The organism is Alteromonas gilva, from assembly GCF_028595265.1.
Classification (GTDB): domain Bacteria; phylum Pseudomonadota; class Gammaproteobacteria; order Enterobacterales; family Alteromonadaceae; genus Alteromonas; species Alteromonas gilva.
The window spans coordinates 52,880-76,899 of the sequence record NZ_JAQQXP010000003.1 but is presented as its reverse complement, the minus strand read 5'-3'; the positions used below and the strand labels follow the sequence as shown (position 1 = coordinate 76,899).

Below are 24,020 nucleotides of genomic sequence, written 5' to 3'. Positions count from 1 at the left end.
TACTCTCTGGGATTCGTTATACACTGCGTTGTCGAACGATTTCGTACAGGCAGATGCCCGTTGCCACCGACACATTGAGGCTCGATACGCTGCCTGCCATGGGCAGTTTAACCAGTTCATCACAGGTTTCACGGGTTAAACGACGCATCCCCTTACCTTCAGCGCCCATCACCAGCGCCGTCGGACCAGTGATTTTCGTTTGATAAATCAATTGCTCTGCTTCGCCGGCTGTACCAATAACCCAAACCCCTTGCTGCTGAAGCTCTTTAAGGGTTCTGGCAAGGTTAGTAACCTGAATAAATGGCACAATCTCGGCCGCGCCACAGGCGACTTTTCGCGCCGTCGCGGTTAAGCCACCTGATTTATCTTTGGGTACGATGAGCGCGTGCGCACCAGCGGCATCAGCGGTGCGTAAACAGGCGCCAATATTATGCGGGTCGGTGACACCGTCGAGCACCAAAAGCAGCGGGGACGCGGTATTACTTATCAGCTTGTCGAGGTCTTTTTCGTCCAGCGTGCGTGCCGCTTTAGCCCGGGCTACAATGCCCTGATGCTGCTCGCCGTTAACCTTTTCATCCAGTGCTTTACGATGGCAAAACTGAACTGACACGCCAAAGCGGCGCGCCTGATTAACAATATTAACCAAACGTTCGTCGTTGCGGCCTTTCAGTACCCACACTTCGATCAGCCTTTCAGGCTCATTTTCCACCACGGCTTGCATTGCATGCAAACCGTACAACCATTCTTGCTGTGCCATTAGCGCTTTGTACCTTTAGATTGCTTGTTCTTACTGCTGGAGCCACGCTTCTTCGAGGCTGGTCGTGATTTACCGCCTGACTCGCTCTTACGCTTACTGCTGCTGTGCTTAGCCGGCGCTTTCCCTTTTTGGGGTGTTTCACCACTTGCACGTCTGCCGCCGCCTTTACCTTTTTTGCCGCCTTGTGCCTGCAACCATTTGTTGTCTAACACCAGATCTATCTTGCGTTCATCCAGGTTGACCGCGGCCACTTTGACTTCAAGCTGGTCACCGAGGCGATATTGCCTTGCGCCACTTTCGCCACTTAAGCACTGCTTGACGTCATCATAGCGATAATAATCATCGTCCAGCGAGGTAATGTGCACCAGGCCATCGATATGATATTCGGTAATGCGTACAAACAAACCAAAGTTAGTGACCGAAGCTACCACGCCTTCAAAGGTTTCACCGACATGATCCTGCATAAACTCGCATTTCAGCCAGTCTGCAACGTCGCGTGTGGCATCATCAGCCCGACGTTCGGTCATGGAGCACTGTTCGCCCAGTTGATCGATCTCAGCCTCACTGTAGGCTTTTGCGCCATGCACCGTGTGGCCGTGTTTCTTCAGAATGGCTTTAATGGTGCGATGTACAACCAAATCAGGATAACGACGAATTGGCGATGTAAAATGCGCATACGCCTCAAGCGCCAGGCCAAAGTGACCAAGATTGTCGCCATCATAAATCGCTTGCTTCATTGAGCGCAGTAACATGGTCTGGATCAATTCCTGATCCGGACGGTCCCGGGTTTTTTTCACCACATCGGTGAAATCGGCCGGCGTTGCGCCTTCGACAATGCGATGGGATACACCCACTTCGCTCAGATAGGACGTAAAGGTCGTCAAGCGATCAGCATCGGGCTTATCATGCACACGAAACAGCGCGTGAGCCTTGTTATCTTCAATGTAGAGCGCCGCACTGACGTTTGCCATGATCATGCACTCTTCAATGAGCTTATGCGCGTCATTGCGCTCGATCGGCACAATATTCTCGATTTTGCGCTGCGCATTAAAGACGAACTTTACTTCCTGCGTTTCAAACTCAATGGCACCGCGCTGCGCACGGGCTTTTTTAAGGGCCCGGTATAAGTCATGCAAATGCCGTAAATGCGGAACATGTTCTGCATAACGTTGATGCAATTCTTTGTTGCCGTCGAGGATCTGGCCCACTTTGGTATAGGTCAGACGCGCGTGCGAGTTCATTACTGCTTCGTAAAACTGATAGCTATCGAGTTTACCGGCGGCGCTTATGGTCATTTCACACACTAAACACAGACGGTCTACCTGCGGGTTGAGTGAACACAAGCCGTTCGATAGTACTTCCGGTAACATGGGCACAACCTGTTCCGGGAAGTAAACCGAGTTGCCCCGGTTAATGGCTTCAGCATCCAGTGCACTGCCCGGTGTCACGTACTGACTGACATCAGCAATTGCCACCCAAAGCTGCCATCCGCCGTCATCCAGCGGTTCGCAAAACACTGCATCGTCGAAGTCGCGGGCATCTTCACCATCAATAGTTACCAACGGCAGTTGGCGCAAATCAACCCGGCCAATTTTGTCGTCTTCGTTAACCGAATCAGTTAACCCTTCGATCTGACGCTGAATGCCTTTGGGCCACTCGTGAGGAATATCAAAACTGCGCAACGCCATTTCGATTTCCATGCCGGGCGCCATGTGCTCGCCAAGTACTTCGACAATGCGCCCCACCGGGCTCACCCGCCGTCGTGGGCGCTGGGTAAGTTCTACCACAACAACATGGCCCTGTCGGGCACCATGGGTATGTTCGGGGGGAATAATAATTTCGTGGTTAATGCGGCTGTCGTCGGGAATCACAACACCCATACCGTCTTCAGTAAAATAGCGGCCGACGATTGGCTCGCTGCGTGGCTCGACCACCTGGTTAATATAGGCCTCACGTTTACCACGTCGGTCTGTGCCGCTCTCGCGGGCTTCTACTTTGTCATCGTGCAAATACATTTGCATTTGTCCGGCACTGATAAACAAGTCACCGGAATTGTCATCGGGTCGTAAAAAACCGAACCCGTCGCGGTGGCCAATAATGCGCCCGCGGATCAACTGCTCCTGTTTGAGGACAGCATAGCGTTTTTGCTTGGTAAACTGTATTTGGCCTTCGCGTTCCATGGCCCGCAGACGCCGTTGAATGCCGATACGGCTGTCTTCATCTTGTGCGTTAACACTTTGGCAAATATCCATAAAGCTCATGGGCTTGCCATGTTCTTTTAGCGTTTCCAGCAAATACTCTCGGCTGGCAACAGGATTTTCATATTTCGCTTTTTCCCGCTCGTAGTGCGGATCATCAGTCATATAAACTCAATTTGTTGTTTAATTGCTGCCAGTATAATACTAATTGCGGTGGTTAAACACTCAATGAGCAAGACAATTTGCGAATTGAGGGAAAATAACCGCCGGATAACAAAACCCCCGGCGTACCGGGGGTGTTTTTAGCATGTTAGTAATGGCTATTGTGTTTTCATGTCAGCATGAAATTCAGCGAGACTGGTTATCTTTGTCGCGCCTTTAATATCGGCAAAGGGTTGCTCAACAAAACTGGTTCCGCGCAATTGCACCGACACATGGGCAGCCTCATCATTTAGCATAGTATGCTGATAAAACTGTTTAATATCTTCCATGGTGACCTTTTCAACGGCATCAATCAGCTGCTGCTCACTGTCGAAGTCAAACTTTTCGCGATACCAGTCTGTCATAAATGGCACTACCTCGTCGCGCATATTCTTCGGCGCTTCTTTAAGTGTGACCAATACACTGGTTTTTAGCTGAGCAAACTCTTCCTCGGTCAGTGCGCCCAGCATGTCTACGTACTCAGTTTTAAACTGCTCAAAGCGTTGCTGCATGGCCGCTACGTCTTTAACCGGGGTTTGGATATACATGGCAAAACCCGTGTAATCACCAATTCCCGCCGCTAAGCCGCCTACTGCGTAGGCTAACTGTTCTTCGGTGCGCAATTTATCGAACGCGGCACTTCTGAAGTGACCACGTAACACGGTCGCCGCGGCGCGCGTCGCGTAGCCTGGTTCAGGGTGTACCATCATATCGATGACCGCCACATCAGCGACGCTAAGATCCTCCTGCCACACCAGCTTTTGGCCCGGTTGCGGCTGCCAGTACTGACGAAAATCGTAGGGCACTGTGGTGCGCTCGTCCGGCAGCGCCGCTAACACACGTTCTACCGCATTGTTCAAATCAGCCTTGTCATAATTGCCAAAGGCAAAAATGCGCAGTTGATTACGACTCAGCAATACTTGCATAAACGCTTGCATATCCTTGGGAGTCAGCCCCTGAGCCGCTTCAATTAATTGCTCAGTATTAAAATTCCCCTCGCGGATAATGTTGTTGTACGCATCGAATGCCTGATAGAACGGGAACCGTTTGCCCTGGTTCTGCAGCCCGCGGATATAGCGATCCACTGCCTGGGCAAAGTTTTGCGCATTAACGTCGACCACCAGCGCATCCAATGCAGTCGTCAACAGCTCTGGCTGTTTGTCAGTAAAGCCGCCGATGCGTAAACTAATACCGTTGCCATCGCTAAGGCGCATCGACATACCAGCGATACCCGCTTCCGTCATCAGCGCACTTTGTTGCAGGTTGTATAAATCGGTCCACAATGCGGTCATAACAGTGGCTTTGGCATCGGTCTCGGGCATACCGTTATTGATATATACCGTCATTTCACCACGGGGCTGCTCACCAAACGCCTGACTGGGGTAATACCAAACCTTCACGTCATTATTATCAATAACCAGTTCGGGTTTGTCCTGTGGCGGTTGGGTTTTCACAGTGAATTCTTCGGGCAACAATGTGTTCACTGCAGGTAAGCTCAGCGCAATCTGCGGCGCTTGTTGCCAGCTGGCTTTTTCTTCTTCACTGATAGTGGCGACCTGATATTTACCGTCATAAAAATGCAGTTGACTGTCGGTCGGCTCATTCTTGCTGATGTACCAAATTCGCACTCGCTCCGGCGTTAGCTGATCCAGCACATTCTCAATAGCATCGGCATCAAACGCTTCGTAGTAATAAGGCGAGGCAACCGCCAGCTGAGCGGGTACCTCCTGCATCGCCGCAGCGAGGTTCGACACATAGCCAAACTCATCGGACTTTTCGAGGAAACGGAAACGGTTATTGAGGCTGGTTTTTATTTCGCTGAAGTATTTTTCATCGACACCTTGCTCACGAATCAACTCGATGTACTGCATAACCGTGGCAACGATCGCCTCACGGTTTTGCATACCGGCATCGGTCAAATCAATGGCGATACTAAAAGAGCCATAATTGCCGTACATGGTCGGCGACGCCGACGCGTTTAAATTAGAAATAAGGCCCATTGCTTTAAGCTGATAAGCCGGCGTTCCGGGCATCTCAGAACCAATCAGATAAGACAGAAACCGATTTGGTTTATACGCGAACTGATCGCTGTTGTCTTCGATGGTAAAGTCAATATTGAGTTGCTTAACATCTTCATTCGGGACGTAATGGATGCGCTTACCGCCAACAACTGAAAAATCCAGCTTGTCGGTAACCGTGGGATCTTCAATATTTTTGTTTTCAATGGCGCCAAAATATTCCGCGGCCAGCGCTTTCATTTCGTCCAGTGGACGGTTACTGATCATCGCCAGTTTCATGATATTGGCCGAATAATAACGCTCGTAAAACTCAACGGTCTCCGTGTGTAATACACTTCCTTCTTTGTCACCGAGGGTTTCGAGGTTGCCAATTAAAAACCGGTTTGCCGGATGCTCGCCCATCAGGTTGCGGGCCAGTTTAAACTGACCAAAGTAATCCATTTCACGGCGCATTGACCACTCTGCATTAACCGCATTCTTTTCTTTATCGGTATATTCCGGATACAGTTTGGGCGCTTTGAAAAAATCAGAAAAACGATCCAGCGCTTCATCAAATGCAGGGTTATTCACCTTGAACATATAGTTGGTAATATCTAACCACGTGTAGGCGTTATGCTGACCGCCGTTGGCGGTCATAAAATCTGTATACCCTTTGGTATCAGGGTAACGCTCTGTGCCTAAAAACAGCATATGCTCTAAATAATGCGCCATCCCCTGTTGTGTCATTGGATCGTGCAACAACCCTACACTCACACTCAAAGAAGCCGCCGATTTCTCAGCCGCCGGATCGGAAACCAGCATCACTTCTAACTGGTTTGGCAGGGTAAAAGTGGCATATTGCCGGTCATCGTTAGGCGACACAATGACGCTTGCCGGTGTGCTTTTAAGTGCGGTGCCTGCGCCTTGTGTTTGCTGCGCTTTTTCTGCTGCGCAGCCTGCTAACAAAGCAACCGACGCAGCGCCGGCGATAATAAATTTGTTCATGTATATTGTTACCTTTTACAACTTTCTGAAAAATTGGTGGGTACTTACCAAAACACACCATAATTTAAAGCATTGCAGCACGCTACTCTGGCTTATAAATCGATTGTAAACAAATATGTCAGTAAAACGACTGACCTGAAGGCACGAAAGTTTGATTACGGCATAGGACCCAGCGAACAGCTGGCTAAACTGAGGAAAAGTGTGATTACCATGACGAGCGTCGTGAACAATGACCAGTCGCTACAGGTGCTGGTCGATTAAAATAGCATTACCATCAGGATCCAGCACGGCAATACTTTCTGGCCCCGTGGTGCCTGGCTGGGTTGATTTGGTTAAGGTCACGCCACCGTCTTTCAGGGCGGACTCGATATCTCTGACATCGGTAAATGACGACAGGCTGTTGCAATCCTGATCCCAGCCCGGATTAAAGGTTAAAACATTCCCTTCAAACATACCCTGAAACAGGCCAATAACATGCGGGCCGTTTTTCATAATCAGGTAGTTATGCGCAAGATTGCCACCGAATTCAGTAAAACCAAGCTTTTCGTAAAATGCCCTGGACGCGTTGATATCTTTAACCGCCAAACTCACTGAAAATGCGCCAAGTTCCATTGTCTCGCTCCCTGCTTAAAATCGTCACGTGGTAATAAAACTCAATATTGACTATTTTTTACACAATTGCAAGGTTGTTAAATTACATCTGGTAGCATGCGCCAGCGCCTGCTGTTTAGCCGGGCTTTAACAGCGCGATAGTGGGTAAATTGCTATGAGTCCAGCGGCGTACGCGCCGCCCTTACCGCACGCGGATGCATTAACTTTTCGAGTTGTGCTAAATAATTCGCAATTGTCTGATGGGTTTGTTTATCGTTGGTGACCGCATTGTAAAGCCATTGGTAGGCATCCTGATAATCATAGGGTGAGCCATGGCCATCAATGAATAACTCTGCCAGTTGCATTTGTGCTTTGAGATTACCCAGCGCGGAGGCTTCGCGTAAGTAAATAACCGCCTGCTTGCGGTCCTGTTGCACTAACTTTCCCTGGCTGTAGTAGCGTCCCAGTTGTTCCAGGGCAGCGGGTAATCCCTGATTAGCCGCCTGGCGCATAAAGTCGACGCCGCGCTCAGGATCGGCTTCCAGGCAAACGCCCCACGCTAACATATCGCCCCACAAAAACTGATATGCCGGCACTTTTAACACTTCGGCGCGCGCCTCAATGTCGCGATTTAGCTGACACCGGTCCAGCACAACCCGATCGAGGTGTTCATTACGGTTAATCAAATTAATCAGCTCATCCTGGGTATACAGCTGAACCGCTTTAATTTCCTGTGCATTAACCGTCTCTGCACTACTCAACCACAGACCAGATAATATAATGATCAATAATGATAAAGTTTTGCTCTGCATAACACCTTCTTTCAGTTTAATGACCGCTGACATCCGTTTTTATCGGCCAGCGGCGCAAAAACCTAATTAAATTTAATATTCATTGCACTGTTTATACGGCGGGTATGTTCAACCACATCGATACCCAAATCGGTCAGGTAACCGCCATCAACCTGGGTAATCAATCCCTTTGAATAAAGCCGGGCGGCGGCTTCTACTATCGACTGCGTAGCATCGTGGTGAATTTTCAGCCCCTGCATCAAACTTTCAGCAGGAAATTTTAGCAGCAGGTTTAATTCTTCGATAACGTCGTGGGAAAAAGCCATAGGCACTCCAGGCAGTAATTGTCATTCTATTTTTATTTAGTATGCGCCTGTTTAGGTGACAAGTCATGATGATATTTACTTTTATTTAACCTAAATCAAAGACACACGACAGCATAAAACATGCATTCACAGCTAAGTGTAGAAGCTGATTATGCGAAGGTAAATTTTTTGGCTTTACGCTGAATTGTCCACCAGCGGTGATCGGCTCACCAGCAATAATGGTATACTCATGCGATAGCCTTAAAACAGCGGTTGGGGTAACCACGCACTATGAAATACAAAGATTTACGTGACTTCATTAGTCAACTGGAAAAAAACGGTGATCTGGTGCGCATTACCCGCCCGATAAGCACCAAACTGGAGATGACCGAGATTGCCGACAGAACGCTTCGTGCAGGAGGCCCGGCATTATTGTTCGAAAATCCGGAGAACTTTGATATGCCGGTATTGATGAACCTGTTTGGCACCCCCGAACGCGTGGCGCTTGGCATGGGCCAGGATTCGGTATCGGCGCTGCGCGAAGTCGGTAAATTACTCGCTTATTTAAAAGAACCGGAGCCGCCTAAAGGGCTTAAAGATCTGTGGGATAAGCTACCGGTGTTTAAGCAGGTACTCAACATGCCGGCCAAAGAAGTACGCAAAGCCCCTTGTCAGCAAGTTGTGCTTAGCGGCGATGATGTGGATTTAACCAAGCTGCCGGTACAACACTGCTGGCCAGGTGATGCGGCGCCGCTTATTACCTGGGGACTCACCGTGACACGCGGGCCGCACAAAAAACGCCAGAATCTGGGCATCTATCGCCAGCAAGTACTGGGCAAAAATAAGCTTATTATGCGCTGGCTCTCACACCGCGGCGGCGCGCTTGATTTTCGCGAGTGGTGTCAAACTCATCCGGGCGAACCCTATCCGGTATCAGTGGCGCTGGGCGCCGACCCGGCAACTATCCTGGGGGCGGTTACGCCAGTACCCGATACGCTGTCTGAATATGCTTTTGCCGGACTATTGCGCGGCGATAAAACCGAAGTCGTAAAATCGGTAAGCAACGATCTGCAGGTGCCCGCCAGCGCCGAAATAGTGCTGGAAGGCTACATCGCGCAAGATGAAACCGCCCCCGAAGGCCCCTATGGCGATCATACGGGTTATTATAATGAAGTAGACGAGTTCCCGGTTTTTACCGTGACGCATATCACCCATCGTCACGACCCGATTTACCATTCTACCTACACCGGCAGACCGCCTGATGAACCGGCGATTCTGGGTGTTGCGCTGAATGAAGTTTTTGTGCCTATTTTGCAAAAACAGTTTCCCGAAATTGTCGATTTTTATTTACCCCCCGAAGGTTGCTCCTACCGTATGGCGGTGGTCACCATGAAAAAACAATATCCGGGCCATGCTAAGCGGGTCATGATGGGCGTATGGTCTTTTTTACGTCAATTTATGTATACAAAGTTTGTGGTGGTATGCGATGACGATGTGAACGCCAGAGACTGGCAAGACGTGATTTGGGCGATTACTACCCGAATGGATCCAGCTCGTGATACAGTAATGATTGAAAACACACCGATTGACTACCTTGATTTTGCTTCGCCGGTCTCTGGTTTAGGCTCGAAAATGGGTTTGGACGCCACGAACAAAATGCCGGGTGAAACCGATCGGGAGTGGGGAGCGCCCATTGTGATGGATGAAGCGGTGAAACGCCGGGTCGATGAGATCTGGGACGAGCTTGGCATTATGCCGGGCAAAGCGACTGCGGATTAGTCACGTCATAACGAACACAGTAAACACAACAACCCGCCCTTGCGCCGGGTATAAACATTAAGAGATTCAGTATACATGTCACAAATTAGATGCCAGGTTGAGGGAATAGCCCCACTGACCAAAACTGTTTTCCGGGTGGATTTAACCCCCGACGTTTCTTTCGATTTTCAGTCAGGGCAGTATGTTTTAGTACACATGGACGAAAACGATCAACGCCCGTTTTCAATTGCCAATGCGGCGCACGACAATAACCGTCTGGAATTACACATCGGGGCGGAGCCGGGTAATGCTTACGCTGGCGAAGTGCTTGAACGTATGCGTCAGGAAAAGGCCATTTTTGTATCCGGCGGTCACGGTCAGGCCGTGTTGCAAGACGGCGATACGCCGATTGTACTCGTTGCGGGCGGAACCGGCTTTTCGTACACCTATTCAATTTTGATGCAATCACTAAAAGATAATCCTCAGCGCGACATCACTTTGTACTGGGGTGCTAAGCACGTTGAAGATCTGTATTACCACGACGAACTGGTGTCACTGGCAGCCCATCATCCACACCTTACCTTTATTCCGGTAGTGGAAAACGCCAGCGACGACTGGCAAGGCCGCAAAGGGTGGGTTCACCATGCTGTGCTCGCCGACTATGCAGATATGTCAGGTATTCAGGTTTATATTGCTGGCCGCTTCGATATGGCCAAGGTCGCCCGTGACGACTTCTTTGCCCGCGGCCTGGGCAAGGATTCGCTGTTTGGCGACGCTTACGCTTTTATTTAAATTTTTAAACTATACACACTCAGGTGGTAACAATGACAATAATACGCCCACTCTTACTCATGGCCGCTGGCGTTAGTTTAACGCTGCAGGCAGATCAGCTTGACTACGTTGACCAACCACAGCTGCACGATATTGCCGCGGATATATCAGCGGCACGAATTGAGCAGGATATCACCAGATTAGTGAGTTTCGGCACCCGCCATACTCTTTCTGAAACCGAGTCTGACACGCGCGGGATCGGCGCCGCACGACGCTGGGTTAAAGCCGAGTTTGAGCGGATATCAGCCGCCTGCGGTAATTGCCTTGAGGTGTATTACAGCTCAGCCACCATCGACAATGAAAGTCGAATTCCTGAACCCGTAGAAGTCGTCAGCGTCATTGCCATTCAACGAGGTATTAGCGATCCGGATCGCTACGTATTAATGTCTGGTGATATTGATTCGCGCGTCTCCGATGTGATGAACGCCACAGCGGACTCCCCCGGTGCCAATGACAATGCCTCTGGTGTGGCCGGCACCCTCGAAGCGGCGCGCGTGCTGAGTCAGTACCGCTTCAATGGCAGCATTGTTTACGCAGCCCTCTCCGGTGAGGAACAGGGTTTATTTGGCGGTAAAATTCTGGCCGAACAAGCCCAAAAAGAAGGCTGGCGTTTAAAAGCCGTACTTAATAATGACATGATTGGCAATATTGAAGGCGTTAACGGGGTGATAAATAACACCACTGCACGCATCTTTGCCGAAGGTACCCGTCAGACTGAAACCGAGCGCGAAGGCCGGATCCGCCGCTTTACCGGTGGCGAAGTTGACTCGCCAAGCCGCAATTTGGCGCGCTACATTGATTTAATGGCAGACCGCTATATAGAAAACCTCGACACCATGGTAATTTACCGGCTCGATCGTTTTGGCCGCGGCGGTCATCATCGCCCGTTCAACGATTTAGGTTACCCGGGTGTACGAATTATGGAAACCAACGAAAACTACACTCGTCAACACCAGGATCTGCGTACCGAAAATGGTATTGAGTATGGCGATACCCTCGACGGCGTTAACTTTGACTATGCAGCAAAACTTACCGCGCTTAACGCAGTAAGTCTGGCGGGCATGGCCTGGGCCCCCAGCCCACCACAGGAAGTGTCGATAAAAGGCGCAGTACAGCCTTCGACTACCCTGAGCTGGGCACCGCTGGAGAAATCCCAGAACCCACAGTTAGCCGGTTACAAAATCTACTGGCGATATACCGATGCACCGCAATGGCAGTTCAGCCGTTTCGTTGGCGACGTCAATGAATTCACCCTGAAAAACATTGTTATTGATAACTACTTTTTCGGGGTCGCCAGTGTCAGTAAAGAGGGCTTTGAAAGTCCGGTGGTCTTCCCGGGCGCGGCAGGTGCTTTCGGTGAGTAAACAATCAGATATAGGCTGTATATGATAAACATGGTATGGGTTGGTAAGTTCAGGCAAGCTGGCAAGCTCGGCAGCCTGCTCTTATGTAGTCTGTGGGGCTTTCAATGCATTGCCCAGTCGCCACTAAAGTTAGTGGCCAACCCCTTGCCAACGATGGTAGCGGAAGAGCCTGGTGCGCCCTCGGCACGACTTAACCAACTCATCACCAACGCATTTGCCGCCATCAATGTGGACGTGCTCCTTGAGACAGACCGGCCGGCCTTCTCCGGCAGCGGCCTGCTGACGGGCCGTTATGATGGCGAGTATGCCCATTTTAATCTTCAGGATCGCCGCGACAATCTGCTCTTTAGTAAGACCTACCTGCCTTCACATCTTTATCTGGCCAGTCGTGAGCATACGCTCGATGAGGTAAGCCAGTTCTCGCACATCCCCAACAGTCGCGTTGCCACCACCAATAGCATTGCTAACTCAACCGAACTACGCCGGGTTAAAGCAGTTTCATGGGCCCGCAACCCCACTGTGCTGGATATGTTTAAACAGCTATCAGAAGGCCGTGCAGACTATGCCCTGGAGGATGGTTTGATTCTCGCTGAATTTAACCGCTTGCTGGCCGATAGCGCCGAGCAGCCGCTGTTTTTATCGCCCAAACCACTTATTACAAGCGGTTTTACTCTCAGTATCCGTAAAGACTATCCCAATGCGCAACAGATCCTCAACGACTTTGACGCCTACATAGCAACCATACAAAAAGACGGGCGCTTTAATAAGATTATGGCTATCACCTGGACGTCAAAAGACATTAACGCTGATGGCACTGCAGACTGGATTACCACAGCTGACGCACATCATGAAGGTCCGGCGCCGATGTCACTGAAAGAGGTGGTACCGCTCGACAAGACCCCTACCGGCACGGCATCGTTATTTTATATTGATGGTAAAGCCTACCCTGACTGGCAATCCGCCCAACAGGCCTTATCCAACACACGCGCGTTGCCGCGCCCATCGTTGCTCGACCATGAAGTGTACAAAGGAATGTTAAAGCGCTGGTAAATAGCCTGGTGACTGGCCCTCATGATGGCTGCCAATTGAGCGTTGCCAAATGAATGCAACGGTAATGCTATAAACAGCCCCGGGCCGGCAAAGCACACTGGCCCGGGGTGGGTTTAGGTGATTGCCCGGCGGTCAGAAAAAGGCCTGCAACCCGGTCTGCGCCCGGCCCAAAATTAAACCATGAATATCATAGGTGCCTTCGTAGGTGTTAACCGTTTCCAGGTTCACCATATGGCGCATTATATGGTACTCATCGGCGATTCCATTGCCGCCGTGCATATCCCTTGCTTTACGGGCAATATCGAGCGCTTTAGCGCAATTGTTGCGCTTTATGAGGGAGATCATCGCCGGATCAAACTGCCCGCTGTCAATTAACTGACCGACGCGCAGCGCAGCCTGCAAACCGAGAGTTATTTCGGTTTGCATGTCTGCTAACTTAGTCTGAAACAACTGCGTTTGCGCCAACGGTTTACCAAATTGCGTGCGGTCCAAACCATATTGTCTTGCCGCATGCCAACAAAACTCTGCAGCGCCCATGGCGCCCCAGGCTATGCCGTAGCGCGCCATGTTCAAACAACTGAACGGGCCTTTGAGACCGGTCACCTTCGGGAGTAAGTTAGCCTCCGGCACAAATACGTTATCCATAACAATTTCACCGGTAATCGATGCCTTTAGCGACATTTTGCCTTCAATTTCTGACGTACTCAGCCCTTGCATGCCACGCTCAACAATGAATCCGCAAATGGCGTCGTCCAGGGCGGCGTTTTTCGCCCATACCACACACACATCGGCAATCGGCGAGTTAGTGATCCACATCTTACTGCCATTCAACCGATACCCCCCTTCAACCGGCGTCGCCCGGGTCTTCATACTCGCCGGATCTGAGCCGGCATCAGGCTCGGTTAAACCAAAACACCCAATTAGCTCGCCGCTGGCGAGCTGGGGTAAATACTGTGCTTTCTGGGCGTCACTACCGAACTGGTAAATGGGGTGCATTACCAGCGACGACTGCACGCTCATAGCGCTACGATAGCCACTGTCGACACGCTCGACCTCGCGGGCTATCAGGCCATAGGCAATGTAACTCACACCGGCACAGCCATAGCCTTCGATGGTAGCACCCAGCAATCCCAGCTCACCGAACTGGCGCATCAGGGAAGGGTCAAAACGCCCTTCGCGGTTCGCCTGTAAGATGCCGGGTTGCAGCACCTGCTGACAAAACTCCCGGGCTGCATCGCGCAACAGGCGTTCATCTTCGTTAAGCTGCTTATCAAGTAACAGGAGATCCTGCCAATAGGGATTAACCGACATTAGTGGGCCCTCATTTTTGTCAATTATTGCAATTAAATTAGTGGCAACGGCCACGGTCAGTGACGCACACCACTTATAACCCGGTTAACGGCTGTGCCGTAGTATACTTTATTTGCTCCATCGCAAAGCTCGAGGTGACATCCCCCATGGGCATTCCCTTGATCAAACGCTTGTAGAAGTGGTCAAAGCGCTGCATATCGGCCACTACTACCTTGAGCATATAATCATATTCACCAGACATCCGGTAGAACTCAACAATCTCTTCGAAGGCTGCGCAGTGATGGGCAAATTCGGCCAGCCACTGCTCGTCGTGGCGGCCGGCTTTCACCTGCACAAACACGGTTAGGTTAAGCCCCAGTAGTGCTGCATCGAGTAATGCTACTTTGCGGGTGATAACGCCCTTTTGTTGTAAACGCTGTATTCTTCGCCAGCACGGTGTAACGGTAAGTCCAACCTGCTCTGCAATATGCTGAACGGAGAGATCCGCGTCGTGCTGTAAAAGGTTAAGAATTCCCCTATCAATTTTATCTATAGAAAATTTTTCCAATTTAACAACACCAAAAGACCATATATTGCACAAATATTGCCACTTACAAAAAAGATTAGCAAATCCTTCTAACCCTATCCCCTCATAATAATGCTTTGTTACCCTGCATGAATAAGTGAGTGTTATGCTTAATCCAAATATTACAACACCTATCAGACAAGACAGAGTACTCGACAGTGTTGTCGAGACGATTGGCAATACGCCTATGGTAAAGCTTAACCGGATCCATAATGGCACCAGCAATCCTGCCTCTATTCTGGCTAAATTAGAGTATTTTAACCCTGCAGGCTCAATAAAAGACCGTGCTGCGCTGGCGATGCTGAACGCGCTGCAACAAGATAATCAGTCGCCGGTGACTCATATTGTCGAAGCATCTTCGGGCAATAGTGGTGTGGCCTGCGCCTGGCTTGGCGCGGTATACGACATAGCCGTTACCATTGTGATGCCCGAGCATATGTCGGTGGAGCGACAAAAGCTCATTAGCCACTATGGCGCCACGCTGATTACCACACCGCGTGAGCAGGGTATGCCCGGCGCTATCGCCAGGGCAGAACGCCTGATTGAGCAACTTGACGGTGCGGTATCGATGGATCAGTTTGCTAACCCGGCCAATGCCTTGGCGCATCAGCAATCCACTGGTCAGGAAATATGGGATGATACCGCCGGGAAGGTTGATGTCGTCGTTGCCGGCATGGGCACTGGCGGTACGTTAACGGGCATCGGCACTTTTCTCAAAGCCCGTAACCGGGCAATTCAAATCGTCGCCGCCGAGCCTGAAAGCTGCCCGCTGTTAAGTCAGGGGCGCGGTGGTGAGCACAAGATTCAGGGCATCAATCCGGGTCATATACCGGCAGGGATGAAGGTAGAAATACTCGACCGGGTTATTACCGTAAGTGACGATGATGCTATCAGCATGGCCAGACAACTGGCGCGCAAGGAAGGACTGGCCGTAGGCCTGTCATCAGGTGCAGTGGTACATGCGGCTCTTTGCCTGGCGGCGATGCCGCAATATCATGGCAAAAATATTGTTACCATTTTAGCCGATGGTGCAGAGCGGTATTTCTCAACCGCGTTATTTTGTGAGTAACCGTTTTCACTTGTACAGTATGGCTGCGATACAGGCATGCGCGAGTGTTATCGGGTGATCTTATTCCACCATGGCGCAGTGTAGTCAATTTGATCTGGCTGCATGGTAATGGCGTTCGGACGGGCGAAGCTCTGCCACAGCATCTTCGCTATGGTTTCATCATTAATCACCAATTGCTCAGCTGCCACATACTGTTGTACTACATTAAAATAGCCTTCAATAGGCATCATTGGGTGCGCCTGGTCGAATATCACGCGGCCACCGTGGCGCTCGTACAAATGCTTGTCAACGGCGAACTGCAAGGCTGAAAATTCTGCCAGACTGGCTAGCCGTTCACCGGTTAAGGTGTCACTTGCAAAGGCCGCTTTAAAGGATTCAACAAATGCCGGGTTTGCACTCAGATCATGACGGACAGCGTAATCTTTAATTAGCTGACGCTCTATAAATTCAGAGGCTTTACTGAAACGGTAAATATTGAGCCGCGCCGCGCGCATGGGATCATCCTGCCATGCTTGCCGGGTGGGTTCATCAGGCTGAATATCTTGTGCTGTCAGTTGCTGGCCCGCAAAAGACACCACAACTTCACTTTGACCGGCCACCAAGCCAGAAACAAATACGCTATAAATAAAGAATAAACAGGAAAGCCGCCGTATCATATTGCAATACTCTATTTGTACGCACCGAGCGAGGCGAAGGACGATGACTCACGAGGTAACGTGAAGTTTATCCTGATGAATTCCCAGACTGGTCATTCAGAATAGAAAAGGCCCCTACCAACGGTAGAGGCCTCATAAATCATTAGATGGCTTCTACGTTAGCCGCCTGCAGACCTTTTTGTCCTTGTTCAACTTCAAATTGAACTTTTTGACCTTCTACCAGCGTTTTGTATCCTTCGGATACGATAGCACGGAAGTGAACAAAAACGTCTTTACCGCCGTCGTCTTGCGTTAAAAAGCCATAACCTTTTTCAGCATTAAACCACTTAACGGTACCAGTTACTTTAGACATGAAAAACCTCAAAAAAACTCTTAAAACCTTTGTGTCACGTGACACTAACTTGCATCTTTAATTAGGGGTGATTCACGGCAAAACTAACTACAGGATCATACATCGCCAGAACAATCCGACGGTTGCAACTACGCCACGTTAATAACGAACGGAAGCACAACTACTTAAAGAACATTACCACTATAACCACACACTACAGAAATTGATACTAAAATCACAAAAAGTAAGCACTTTTCATCAAAATTTAATTTAGAGAGTTAATCCGGGATGCTGATTTTACTCATAAAAGTAATCGGCAAAGCCTTAGTGTAGCTAGCTTCGCCCCTTCAACCAGGCTCGCAACCAGCAGCCGCAACCAAGCAGCACAAGCCCGCCAGACACGCTCCAGTGGAGCGGATAAAGCGGCGCAATGGCCGCCACAATAATAAAGGTTGCCCCCACGATACTCAGATGCTGCGCTTTTTGCGCCTGCTTTTGTTGTTGCAGCAGCAGTGCATTGGCACGCAGTTGCTTTTCCGGAAAGTATTTTGCCTGTTTAAGCGTGTCGTAGAGCAACTCCGGCATGTCCGGTAGTTTTTCGCTCCAATAAGGCAGGTTTGCCTTTACCTTGGTCAATACTGCCTTTACACCAATTTGCTCACGCATCCATTTTTCTAAAAAGGGTTTGGCGGTTTGCCACAGGTCGAGTTGCGGATACAGTTGTCTGCCCAGACCTTCCACATACAACAAGGTTTTTTGTAACAGCACTAATTGCGGTTGCACTACCATATTGAAACGCCGGGCGGTATTAAATAGCTGCACCAGCACGTTACCAAAAGATATTTCAGCCAGTGGTTTTTGAAAAATGGGCTCGCAAACTGTGCGTATCGCGCCTTCAAATTCGTCGATGTTAGTGTCGGAGGGTACCCAGCCTGAATCGGCATGCAACTGCGCAACTTTGCGATAATCGCGATTAAAAAAGGCAATGAAATTTTCCGCAAGGTAACGCTTGTCTTCCTGGTTCAGCGTGCCCACGATACCAAAATCAATGGCAATGTACTGGGGGTTCCCCGGATTGTCCCGCGATACAAAGATATTGCCCGGGTGCATATCAGCGTGAAAAAAGCTGTCTCTGAATACCTGGGTAAAAAACACTTCAACACCGCGTTCGGCCAAAATGCGTAAATTGGTGTTCTGGGCAATTAACGCATCGATATCGGAAATAGGGATGCCATATATGCGTTCCATAACCAACACGTTGGGCCGGCAGTAATCACTGTAAATCTGTGGCACATAAAGGGCTTCAGAGCCGTCAAAATTGCGGCCTAACTGCATACCGTTGGCGGCCTCACGTGTCAGATCCAACTCATCAACGATGGTTTTTTCATATTCTCTGACCACCTCTACCGGCCGCAAGCGTTTGCCGTCCGGCAACCATTTTTGTAAAACCCTGGCCAGGGTTAACATCAGTTCGGTATCCGCTTTGATGGTTTTACGAATGTCCGGACGCAGCACTTTAACCACCACATCAATATCGCCTTCTTTAAGCCGGGCAGCGTGAACCTGAGCAATACTGGCAGACGCCAGAGGGGTGGCTTCGAAGGTGGCGAACACCTCATTTAAGGATTGAATTTGTAGTGACTGCTTTATGATGTCCTGAGCACGTTCGGTGTCAAACGGCTTCACCCGGTCCTGTAACATTGCCAGTTCATTGGCGATATCCACTGAGAGCAGATCACGACGGGTCGACAGCATCTGGCCAAATTTGATGAAAACCGGCCCAAGAGCCTGCAGAGCCAGAGTAAGTCTGACACCGGCGCTTTTGTCTTTATGCTGGTTGCGGATCCAAAACAAACATTTGCGCAGAATACGTGCATACCAGGGTAGCCACTTGGTTGGGATCAGTTCATCCAAACCATGCTCCAGCATGACCCGGTTTATCTGGTAAATCCTCAGTAACTGCATAATATTTACTGTTTACTCCGCTCAAGTCTGGCAAGGCGTGCTGCTAACCGTTCAGTGTCATCGCGCAGCGCACTGACCTGATCAGAAAAATGAATCACCGCCAGGCGGTGAGCGGCTATCTGCTTTTCATCGGTTAATGCACTGCCAAGTATCGCTTCGGCTTTACCTGACATTAACTTCAACCGTTCACCAAATTTAGCCATTAGCGAAAACACCTCATGGGCAACGACATCATTGGTTTTAACCGCCAGATGCTCCTCCCAATCAATGTTCAGGTTTTGCAATACCGCCGAAAAATCCTGGGCTATCGCCAACTCGCCCTGCACTTCAAGCTCGCCGGCTTTAATTAAACGCGTCAGTTGAGAAGTGTCACGCAGACTGGGTAACACCGCCAGCCGGGTTTTAATGATGCATTCATGCTTGCTGACCTCAGTGACCGGATCGCTGAGCAAAAGAACATCAATCTGACTGGAAAACACCAACGCAAAGCGCTGCGCGACATCCGTTAACTCAACAATGAGCCGCTTGCCCTGCAACGCATTAAGCGCTGCCCGGGCATCGGGGTCGAGTGCCAACAAACGATTAAGTGCATTTTCTGCCGCAGCAGTCAGCAAGGGTCCGGTTGGCATTAAAATTTATAACCCCGGTGCAGGGCAACGATTCCGCCGGTGAGATTCTGGTAATCGCAATGTTCAAAGCCTGCCTGCTCAAACATTGATTTAAGGGTATCCTGATCAGGGTGCATGCGAATTGACTCGGCGAGATACTGGTAGCTCTCACGGTCGTTAGCCACCAGTTGCCCCATGGTGGGCAACACGTTAAAAGAATACCAGTCATAGGTTTTAGACAGTAATTCATTGGTGGGTTTAGAAAACTCCAGCACCAGTAAGCGTCCGCCCGGCTTCAGAATTCGAAAAATCGACGCCAGTGCTTTGTCTTTATCGGTGACGTTTCTGAGGCCAAACGCCATCGTCACCAAATCAAAATGATTGTCAGGAAATGGCAGCGCCTCGGCATTTGCCTGCACATAATCAACATTGCCTACAATGCCCATATCACGAAGTTTATCGCGTCCTACCGACAGCATGGAGTGGTTAATATCCGCCAGCACAACCTCGCCGGTCGGGCCAACCAAGCGCGAAAATCTGGCCGCCAGGTCGCCAGTACCACCAGCCAGATCAAGCACTTTCTGACCCGTTTTAATACCACTACAGTCAATGGTATAGCGCTTCCAAAGGCGGTGGATGCCCATCGACATAAAGTCATTCATTACATCGTATTTTGCCGCGACCGAGTCAAAGACCCCGGCCACCATTGACGCTTTCTTATTTCTGTCGACCTGACGAAAACCAAAATCGGTAGATTGTTCTGCTGGTGCGTCATCGTTTTGCGAGGAAGCGTGTTGTTCTGACATAACTAAATTCTTCTTATACCGACCGCTGCTATCCCGACTTCAGAGGCGACGCTGTCTGACGGGATGACCCAGTGTCATTGTTTTAATGATATCTTCAGCAAGTGTAACGAAAAGCGCTGGCGCTTACCATCACCATTAGCGGCGTAAACCGCCTGACACGGGGTTTATTGCCCCGCGCCCAGAATAGCCGGCAACTCAACCAGTGACTGTAATATTTTGTCTGGCTGATAGATACTGATGTCCTCGCCATGGTTGTAACCATAAGTCAGCGCATAGACCGGACACCCGGCCGCTCTGGCGGCATGAATATCCGCTCTGGAGTCACCTACCATAATTGCCTTATCGGCGCTTGTTTGCAGTGCGCGTAAGGCATAATTGAGAGGCTCGGGATGGGGCTTTTTGTGCCCGCAGGTATCACCACTTACCACCACATCAAAGTACCTGGCCAGCCCTTTTTGATGTAATAGCGGCAAAGTAAAGGCCGATGCTTTATTAGTTACGCACGCCAACCGGTATCCATTATCGATAAGCCAGTCCAGGGTACTTAACACCCCATCGTAAAGCTTGCTGTATTTGCCATTATTCGCCGTATAAGCAGCGAGGAATGCGCTAAAGGCAACATCGAATAACGGCTGTTCCGCATTGCCGTGTTCACTGTTGGACACCGCCCTTGCAACCAGTTTTTCAATCCCATTACCCACCCAATTACGTACGGCGAGCTCACCACGGGCGGGCAACCCGGCCTCGCGCATGGCGATATCAACGCAGTAGGCTAAATCCGGCACACTGTCGATGAGTGTGCCGTCTAAATCAAACAATATATGGCTGACCTGAATATTCTTCATAGTATGTATGCTCACCTACGCCCTGGAGCCAGGTTGATTTAACAGGTAATGCTATACCCGGTTGTCACCGCAACTGTAAGCAACAATCTGACTGATTTCCTGCAAGCTGCGGCCGCTTTCCTGTTGCCAATGGGCAAAGGTTTCGGCAATGGTGGTCTGACTGCGTTTGGAGGTGAGTCCGCCGCTAATTAAATCGTAGGCGCGAAAGTAACCTTCGACATCACGACTAAGAATAAAGGTATCGATACCCAGCGTGCGCAGTGCATAAGGGCCGGTGTTGCCGCCCAGTCGCGCGCCGTGCTGTTTAAGATGATGCCACAACTCAATGATCCTGGCGCCCTGAAACTGGTTGGCAAACTGGCCAAAGCTAACCCCATGAGTGAGGCGGATATCATGCAGCATCAGGGCGTTATCGCGTATCGTCATGACCTTTTTGAGGTTGCGGACAATGCGTTTGTCACTGGCGCGCTGCTCGAGCATTTCATCCGACATCAGCAGTATTTTGTCGATATCGAAATTAAAAAACAGGGCTTCAAATTCTGGCCATTTTTGCTCAATCACACGCCACACAAAGCCAGACTGAAACACCTTTTTGGTAAACTCAGACAGCACCCGGTCGTCGGGTAAAACACCTACGTCAGCCGCACTCAGCGGCTGACTAACGATATACTCAAGACCTTTGCTACCGCCTTTACGCTCTGCTGCACGGGCGTAAATAGCGTCAAATGACTCAACCGCCATCAGCTGTTCGCCACCACAATACCGTTATGGCGTAATAACGCATCTACCTGTGGCTCCCGCCCCCTAAAGGCAATAAAGAGATCCATAGGTTCGCGACTACCGCCCATTTCAAGAATGTTATGCAAGAAATCCGCGCCGGTTTGTGGATTAAAAATCCCCTCTTCTTCGAAACGACTGAACGCATCGGCAGACAGCACCTCAGCCCATTTGTAGCTGTAGTAACCCGCCGCGTAGCCGCCGGCAAAGATATGGCCAAAGCTATGCTGGAAACGGTTAAAGGACGGTGGCTTGATCACCGCCACCTCATTGCGCACCTGACCAAGGATCTGTTGCACATCCACATGTTCGCCATCTTCCATATGCAAAACAAAGTCGAACAGACTGAATTCCAGTTGCCTGATCATTTGCATGGCGGCCTGGTAATCGCGGGCAGCCAGCATTTTATCGAGCAACGCTTTGGGTAGCGGTTCGTTGGTTTCGTAATGTCCGGAAATTAAACCTAAGGCCTCTTCCTGCCAGCACCAGTTCTCCAGAAACTGACTCGGTAGCTCTACCGCATCCCAGGGCACACCATTGATGCCTGACACACCGGGCACAGACATCTGCGTTAGCATATGATGCAGACCGTGACCAAATTCGTGAAACAGCGTCACCACTTCATCATGGGTAAACAGGGCGGGCTTGTCACCCACCGGGCCATTAAAATTGCAGGTTAAATATGCCACGGGAATTTGCAGGTCGCCGGAGGTCTGAAAACGCCGTACCCGGCATTCATCCATCCATGCGCCACCGCGCTTTTTAGAGCGGGCGTAAAGATCGAAGTAAAATTGTCCACGCAAGGCGCCATCGCGGTCTGTAATGCTGTACAGGCGCACATCTTTGTGCCAGGTGTTGGCATTTTCAGCCTCACTGATGGTAAGACCATAAAGCTTTTCGACCACGCTGAAAAGCCCCGTAATGACCCGATGCTCAGGAAAGTACGGACGTAATATTTCGTCAGAAATCGAATAGCGCTGTTGCTTGAGTTGTTCACTAAAGTACGGCACATCCCAGGCTTCGAGGCTGTCCATTTGGTGTTGCTCTGCGGCAAAAGCCTTTACCTCGGCCAGCTCTTGCTCTGCCTGTGGTTTGGCTTTGGCGGCTAAGTCGCGCAGAAAGCCCACTACCTGTTCAGTGGAAGCGGCCATTTTGGTTGCCAGCGAACGCTCAGCGTAATTGGCAAATCCCAGCAAGGTGGCAATTTCAGTGCGTAACGCCAGGGTTTCGTTAATAATAGCGGTATTATCCCAGGTGCCCGCATTAGGCCCCTGCTCCGACGCCCGGGTTGCATAAGCACGGTACATTTCCTCGCGCAACGAACGATTTTCGGCGTACAGCATGACAGGTAAATAGCTTGGAATATCGAGGGTAAACAACCAGCCTTGCAGATCTTTTTGATGCGCTGCCTGCTTTGCTGCAGCCAGGGCTGATTCCGGCAATCCAGCTAAGTCAGCTTCATCAGTAACGTGTTTGGTCCAGCCCATGGTGGCATCCATAACATTATTACTGAAGGTCGACGACAGCTCGGACAAACGCGCCTGAATTTCAGCAAAGCGTTGCTTTTTGTCGGCGGGCAATGCTACGCCTGACAAGGTGAAGTCTCTGAGCGTGTTGTCGACGACCTTGCGCTGGGCCTCATCAAGTTGTTCATACTCGGGGCTTTCGCGCAGCGCCTTATAGGCCTGAAACAGTCCCTCATGCTGACCAACCCAGGTACCGTATTCTGACAGTAATGGTAAACAGGCATCGTGAGCCTCACGTAATTCATCACTGCTGACCACAGAGTTCATATGCGAAACCGGCGACCAGATTTTACTTAGCGTGTCGTCGGCTTCATCAATGCGATTAACTACATTGGCATAAGAAAAATCGCCGCTGGCGACGACCGCCTCAATAGTCTGTTTGCAGTCAGCAATGGCTTTAGTGACAGCGGGTTTAACCTGATCGGGTGTAATCTCTGAAAATAGTGGCAATCCACCAACCTGTTCGAGTGCAGTTGTTGTCATAATTACTGTTAGGTTCCGTTACCAATTTTTGATAGTGAGTGGATGGGGGTGAATACACAAAAAAACAAGTCCCGTAGCGCTGCGCGACGGGTTTTTATGTGGCCGCTACCCACCAGAACTTATTGATGCTAATCGTCGCTGTGCCACATTATCCGCAAGCTGGCAAAGCCAGGCGCAGCAGCCCAGGGTTTAGCATTATCAGTATAAATACGCGCCGGGGATTGAAATGG

21 protein-coding genes are annotated in these 24,020 nt (G+C 50.1%); 5 read left to right on the top strand and 16 right to left on the bottom strand.

Annotated features, from left to right (window positions below; all coding sequences use genetic code 11):
• Positions 1-16: 16 nt before the first annotated feature.
• The 6 genes from rlmB to OIK42_RS16670 form a co-directional block, all read right to left on the bottom strand.
• Complete coding sequence (rlmB, locus tag OIK42_RS16695) at positions 17-757, bottom strand: 23S rRNA (guanosine(2251)-2'-O)-methyltransferase RlmB (protein WP_273642217.1); 741 nt, start codon at positions 755-757, stop codon at positions 17-19.
• Positions 757-3,120, bottom strand: a complete 2,364-nt coding sequence (gene rnr / locus OIK42_RS16690; RefSeq protein WP_273642215.1) for a ribonuclease R — start codon at positions 3,118-3,120, stop codon at positions 757-759. The genes rlmB and rnr overlap by 1 nt, the downstream gene beginning before the upstream one ends.
• A 155-nt stretch (positions 3,121-3,275) precedes the next feature.
• On the bottom strand, positions 3,276-6,158 hold the full coding sequence (locus OIK42_RS16685) for an insulinase family protein (RefSeq protein ID WP_273642214.1): 2,883 nt from the start codon (positions 6,156-6,158) through the stop codon (positions 3,276-3,278).
• A 240-nt stretch (positions 6,159-6,398) separates the two neighbouring features.
• Positions 6,399-6,770: a VOC family protein gene (locus OIK42_RS16680; RefSeq protein WP_273642212.1), complete on the bottom strand. Its 372-nt coding sequence runs from the start codon at positions 6,768-6,770 to the stop codon at positions 6,399-6,401.
• Positions 6,771-6,922: 152 nt separating this feature from the next.
• Positions 6,923-7,561 (bottom strand): tetratricopeptide repeat protein, encoded by a 639-nt coding sequence (locus OIK42_RS16675; RefSeq protein ID WP_273642211.1) that lies wholly within the window; start codon positions 7,559-7,561, stop codon positions 6,923-6,925.
• A 62-nt stretch (positions 7,562-7,623) separates the two neighbouring features.
• Complete coding sequence (locus OIK42_RS16670) at positions 7,624-7,866, bottom strand: TIGR02647 family protein (RefSeq protein ID WP_105932794.1); 243 nt, start codon at positions 7,864-7,866, stop codon at positions 7,624-7,626.
• 270 nt (positions 7,867-8,136) lie between these two features.
• On the opposite strand from OIK42_RS16670, the gene ubiD reads away from it, so the two are divergent.
• The 4 genes from ubiD to OIK42_RS16650 all read left to right on the top strand — a co-directional run bounded on the left by ubiD (position 8,137) and on the right by OIK42_RS16650 (position 12,848).
• A complete protein-coding gene (gene ubiD / locus OIK42_RS16665; RefSeq protein ID WP_273642210.1) occupies positions 8,137-9,624 on the top strand; it encodes a 4-hydroxy-3-polyprenylbenzoate decarboxylase in 1,488 nt (495 codons plus the stop codon).
• Positions 9,625-9,699: 75 nt separating this feature from the next.
• On the top strand, positions 9,700-10,395 hold the full coding sequence (gene fre, locus OIK42_RS16660) for an NAD(P)H-flavin reductase (RefSeq protein WP_273642209.1): 696 nt from the start codon (positions 9,700-9,702) through the stop codon (positions 10,393-10,395).
• A gap of 59 nt (positions 10,396-10,454) precedes the next feature.
• Positions 10,455-11,798, top strand: a complete 1,344-nt coding sequence (locus tag OIK42_RS16655) for a M28 family metallopeptidase (protein WP_273642657.1) — start codon at positions 10,455-10,457, stop codon at positions 11,796-11,798.
• 21 nt (positions 11,799-11,819) lie between these two features.
• A complete protein-coding gene (locus OIK42_RS16650; protein ID WP_273642208.1) occupies positions 11,820-12,848 on the top strand; it encodes a substrate-binding periplasmic protein in 1,029 nt (342 codons plus the stop codon).
• A 132-nt stretch (positions 12,849-12,980) separates the two neighbouring features.
• Here the strand turns inward: OIK42_RS16650 and OIK42_RS16645 are convergent, their stop codons facing one another.
• Both OIK42_RS16645 and OIK42_RS16640 read right to left on the bottom strand, forming a co-directional pair.
• On the bottom strand, positions 12,981-14,159 hold the full coding sequence (locus tag OIK42_RS16645) for an acyl-CoA dehydrogenase (RefSeq protein ID WP_273642207.1): 1,179 nt from the start codon (positions 14,157-14,159) through the stop codon (positions 12,981-12,983).
• Between the two features lie 73 nt (positions 14,160-14,232).
• A complete protein-coding gene (locus tag OIK42_RS16640; RefSeq protein ID WP_273642656.1) occupies positions 14,233-14,691 on the bottom strand; it encodes an Lrp/AsnC family transcriptional regulator in 459 nt (152 codons plus the stop codon).
• Between the two features lie 139 nt (positions 14,692-14,830).
• On the opposite strand from OIK42_RS16640, the gene cysK reads away from it, so the two are divergent.
• Complete coding sequence (gene cysK, locus OIK42_RS16635; protein ID WP_273642206.1) at positions 14,831-15,793, top strand: cysteine synthase A; 963 nt, start codon at positions 14,831-14,833, stop codon at positions 15,791-15,793.
• A gap of 47 nt (positions 15,794-15,840) precedes the next feature.
• On the opposite strand, the gene OIK42_RS16630 is transcribed toward cysK, so the two are convergent.
• The 8 genes from OIK42_RS16630 to prlC all read right to left on the bottom strand — a co-directional run bounded on the left by OIK42_RS16630 (position 15,841) and on the right by prlC (position 23,790).
• Positions 15,841-16,449: a hypothetical protein gene (locus OIK42_RS16630; RefSeq protein WP_273642205.1), complete on the bottom strand. Its 609-nt coding sequence runs from the start codon at positions 16,447-16,449 to the stop codon at positions 15,841-15,843.
• Between the two features lie 142 nt (positions 16,450-16,591).
• Positions 16,592-16,801 carry a transcription antiterminator/RNA stability regulator CspE gene (gene cspE / locus OIK42_RS16625; protein WP_273642204.1) on the bottom strand — a complete coding sequence of 70 codons (210 nt, stop codon included), beginning with the start codon at positions 16,799-16,801 and terminating at the stop codon, positions 16,592-16,594.
• A 312-nt stretch (positions 16,802-17,113) separates the two neighbouring features.
• Entirely contained in the window at positions 17,114-18,745 is a 1,632-nt protein-coding gene (gene ubiB / locus OIK42_RS16620; protein WP_273642203.1) for a ubiquinone biosynthesis regulatory protein kinase UbiB, read from the bottom strand.
• 5 nt (positions 18,746-18,750) lie between these two features.
• A complete protein-coding gene (locus OIK42_RS16615) occupies positions 18,751-19,374 on the bottom strand; it encodes a ubiquinone biosynthesis accessory factor UbiJ (RefSeq protein ID WP_273642202.1) in 624 nt (207 codons plus the stop codon).
• Positions 19,374-20,159: a bifunctional demethylmenaquinone methyltransferase/2-methoxy-6-polyprenyl-1,4-benzoquinol methylase UbiE gene (gene ubiE, locus OIK42_RS16610; RefSeq protein ID WP_273642201.1), complete on the bottom strand. Its 786-nt coding sequence runs from the start codon at positions 20,157-20,159 to the stop codon at positions 19,374-19,376. Before ubiE ends, OIK42_RS16615 begins: the two co-directional genes overlap by 1 nt.
• A gap of 164 nt (positions 20,160-20,323) precedes the next feature.
• Positions 20,324-21,004 (bottom strand): phosphoglycolate phosphatase, encoded by a 681-nt coding sequence (locus tag OIK42_RS16605; protein WP_273642200.1) that lies wholly within the window; start codon positions 21,002-21,004, stop codon positions 20,324-20,326.
• A gap of 51 nt (positions 21,005-21,055) precedes the next feature.
• A complete protein-coding gene (locus OIK42_RS16600) occupies positions 21,056-21,745 on the bottom strand; it encodes a DNA-3-methyladenine glycosylase I (RefSeq protein WP_273642199.1) in 690 nt (229 codons plus the stop codon).
• Positions 21,745-23,790, bottom strand: coding sequence for an oligopeptidase A (prlC, locus tag OIK42_RS16595; protein WP_273642198.1), 2,046 nt, complete (start codon positions 23,788-23,790; stop codon positions 21,745-21,747). Before prlC ends, OIK42_RS16600 begins: the two co-directional genes overlap by 1 nt.
• Between the last annotated feature and the right edge of the window lie 230 nt (positions 23,791-24,020).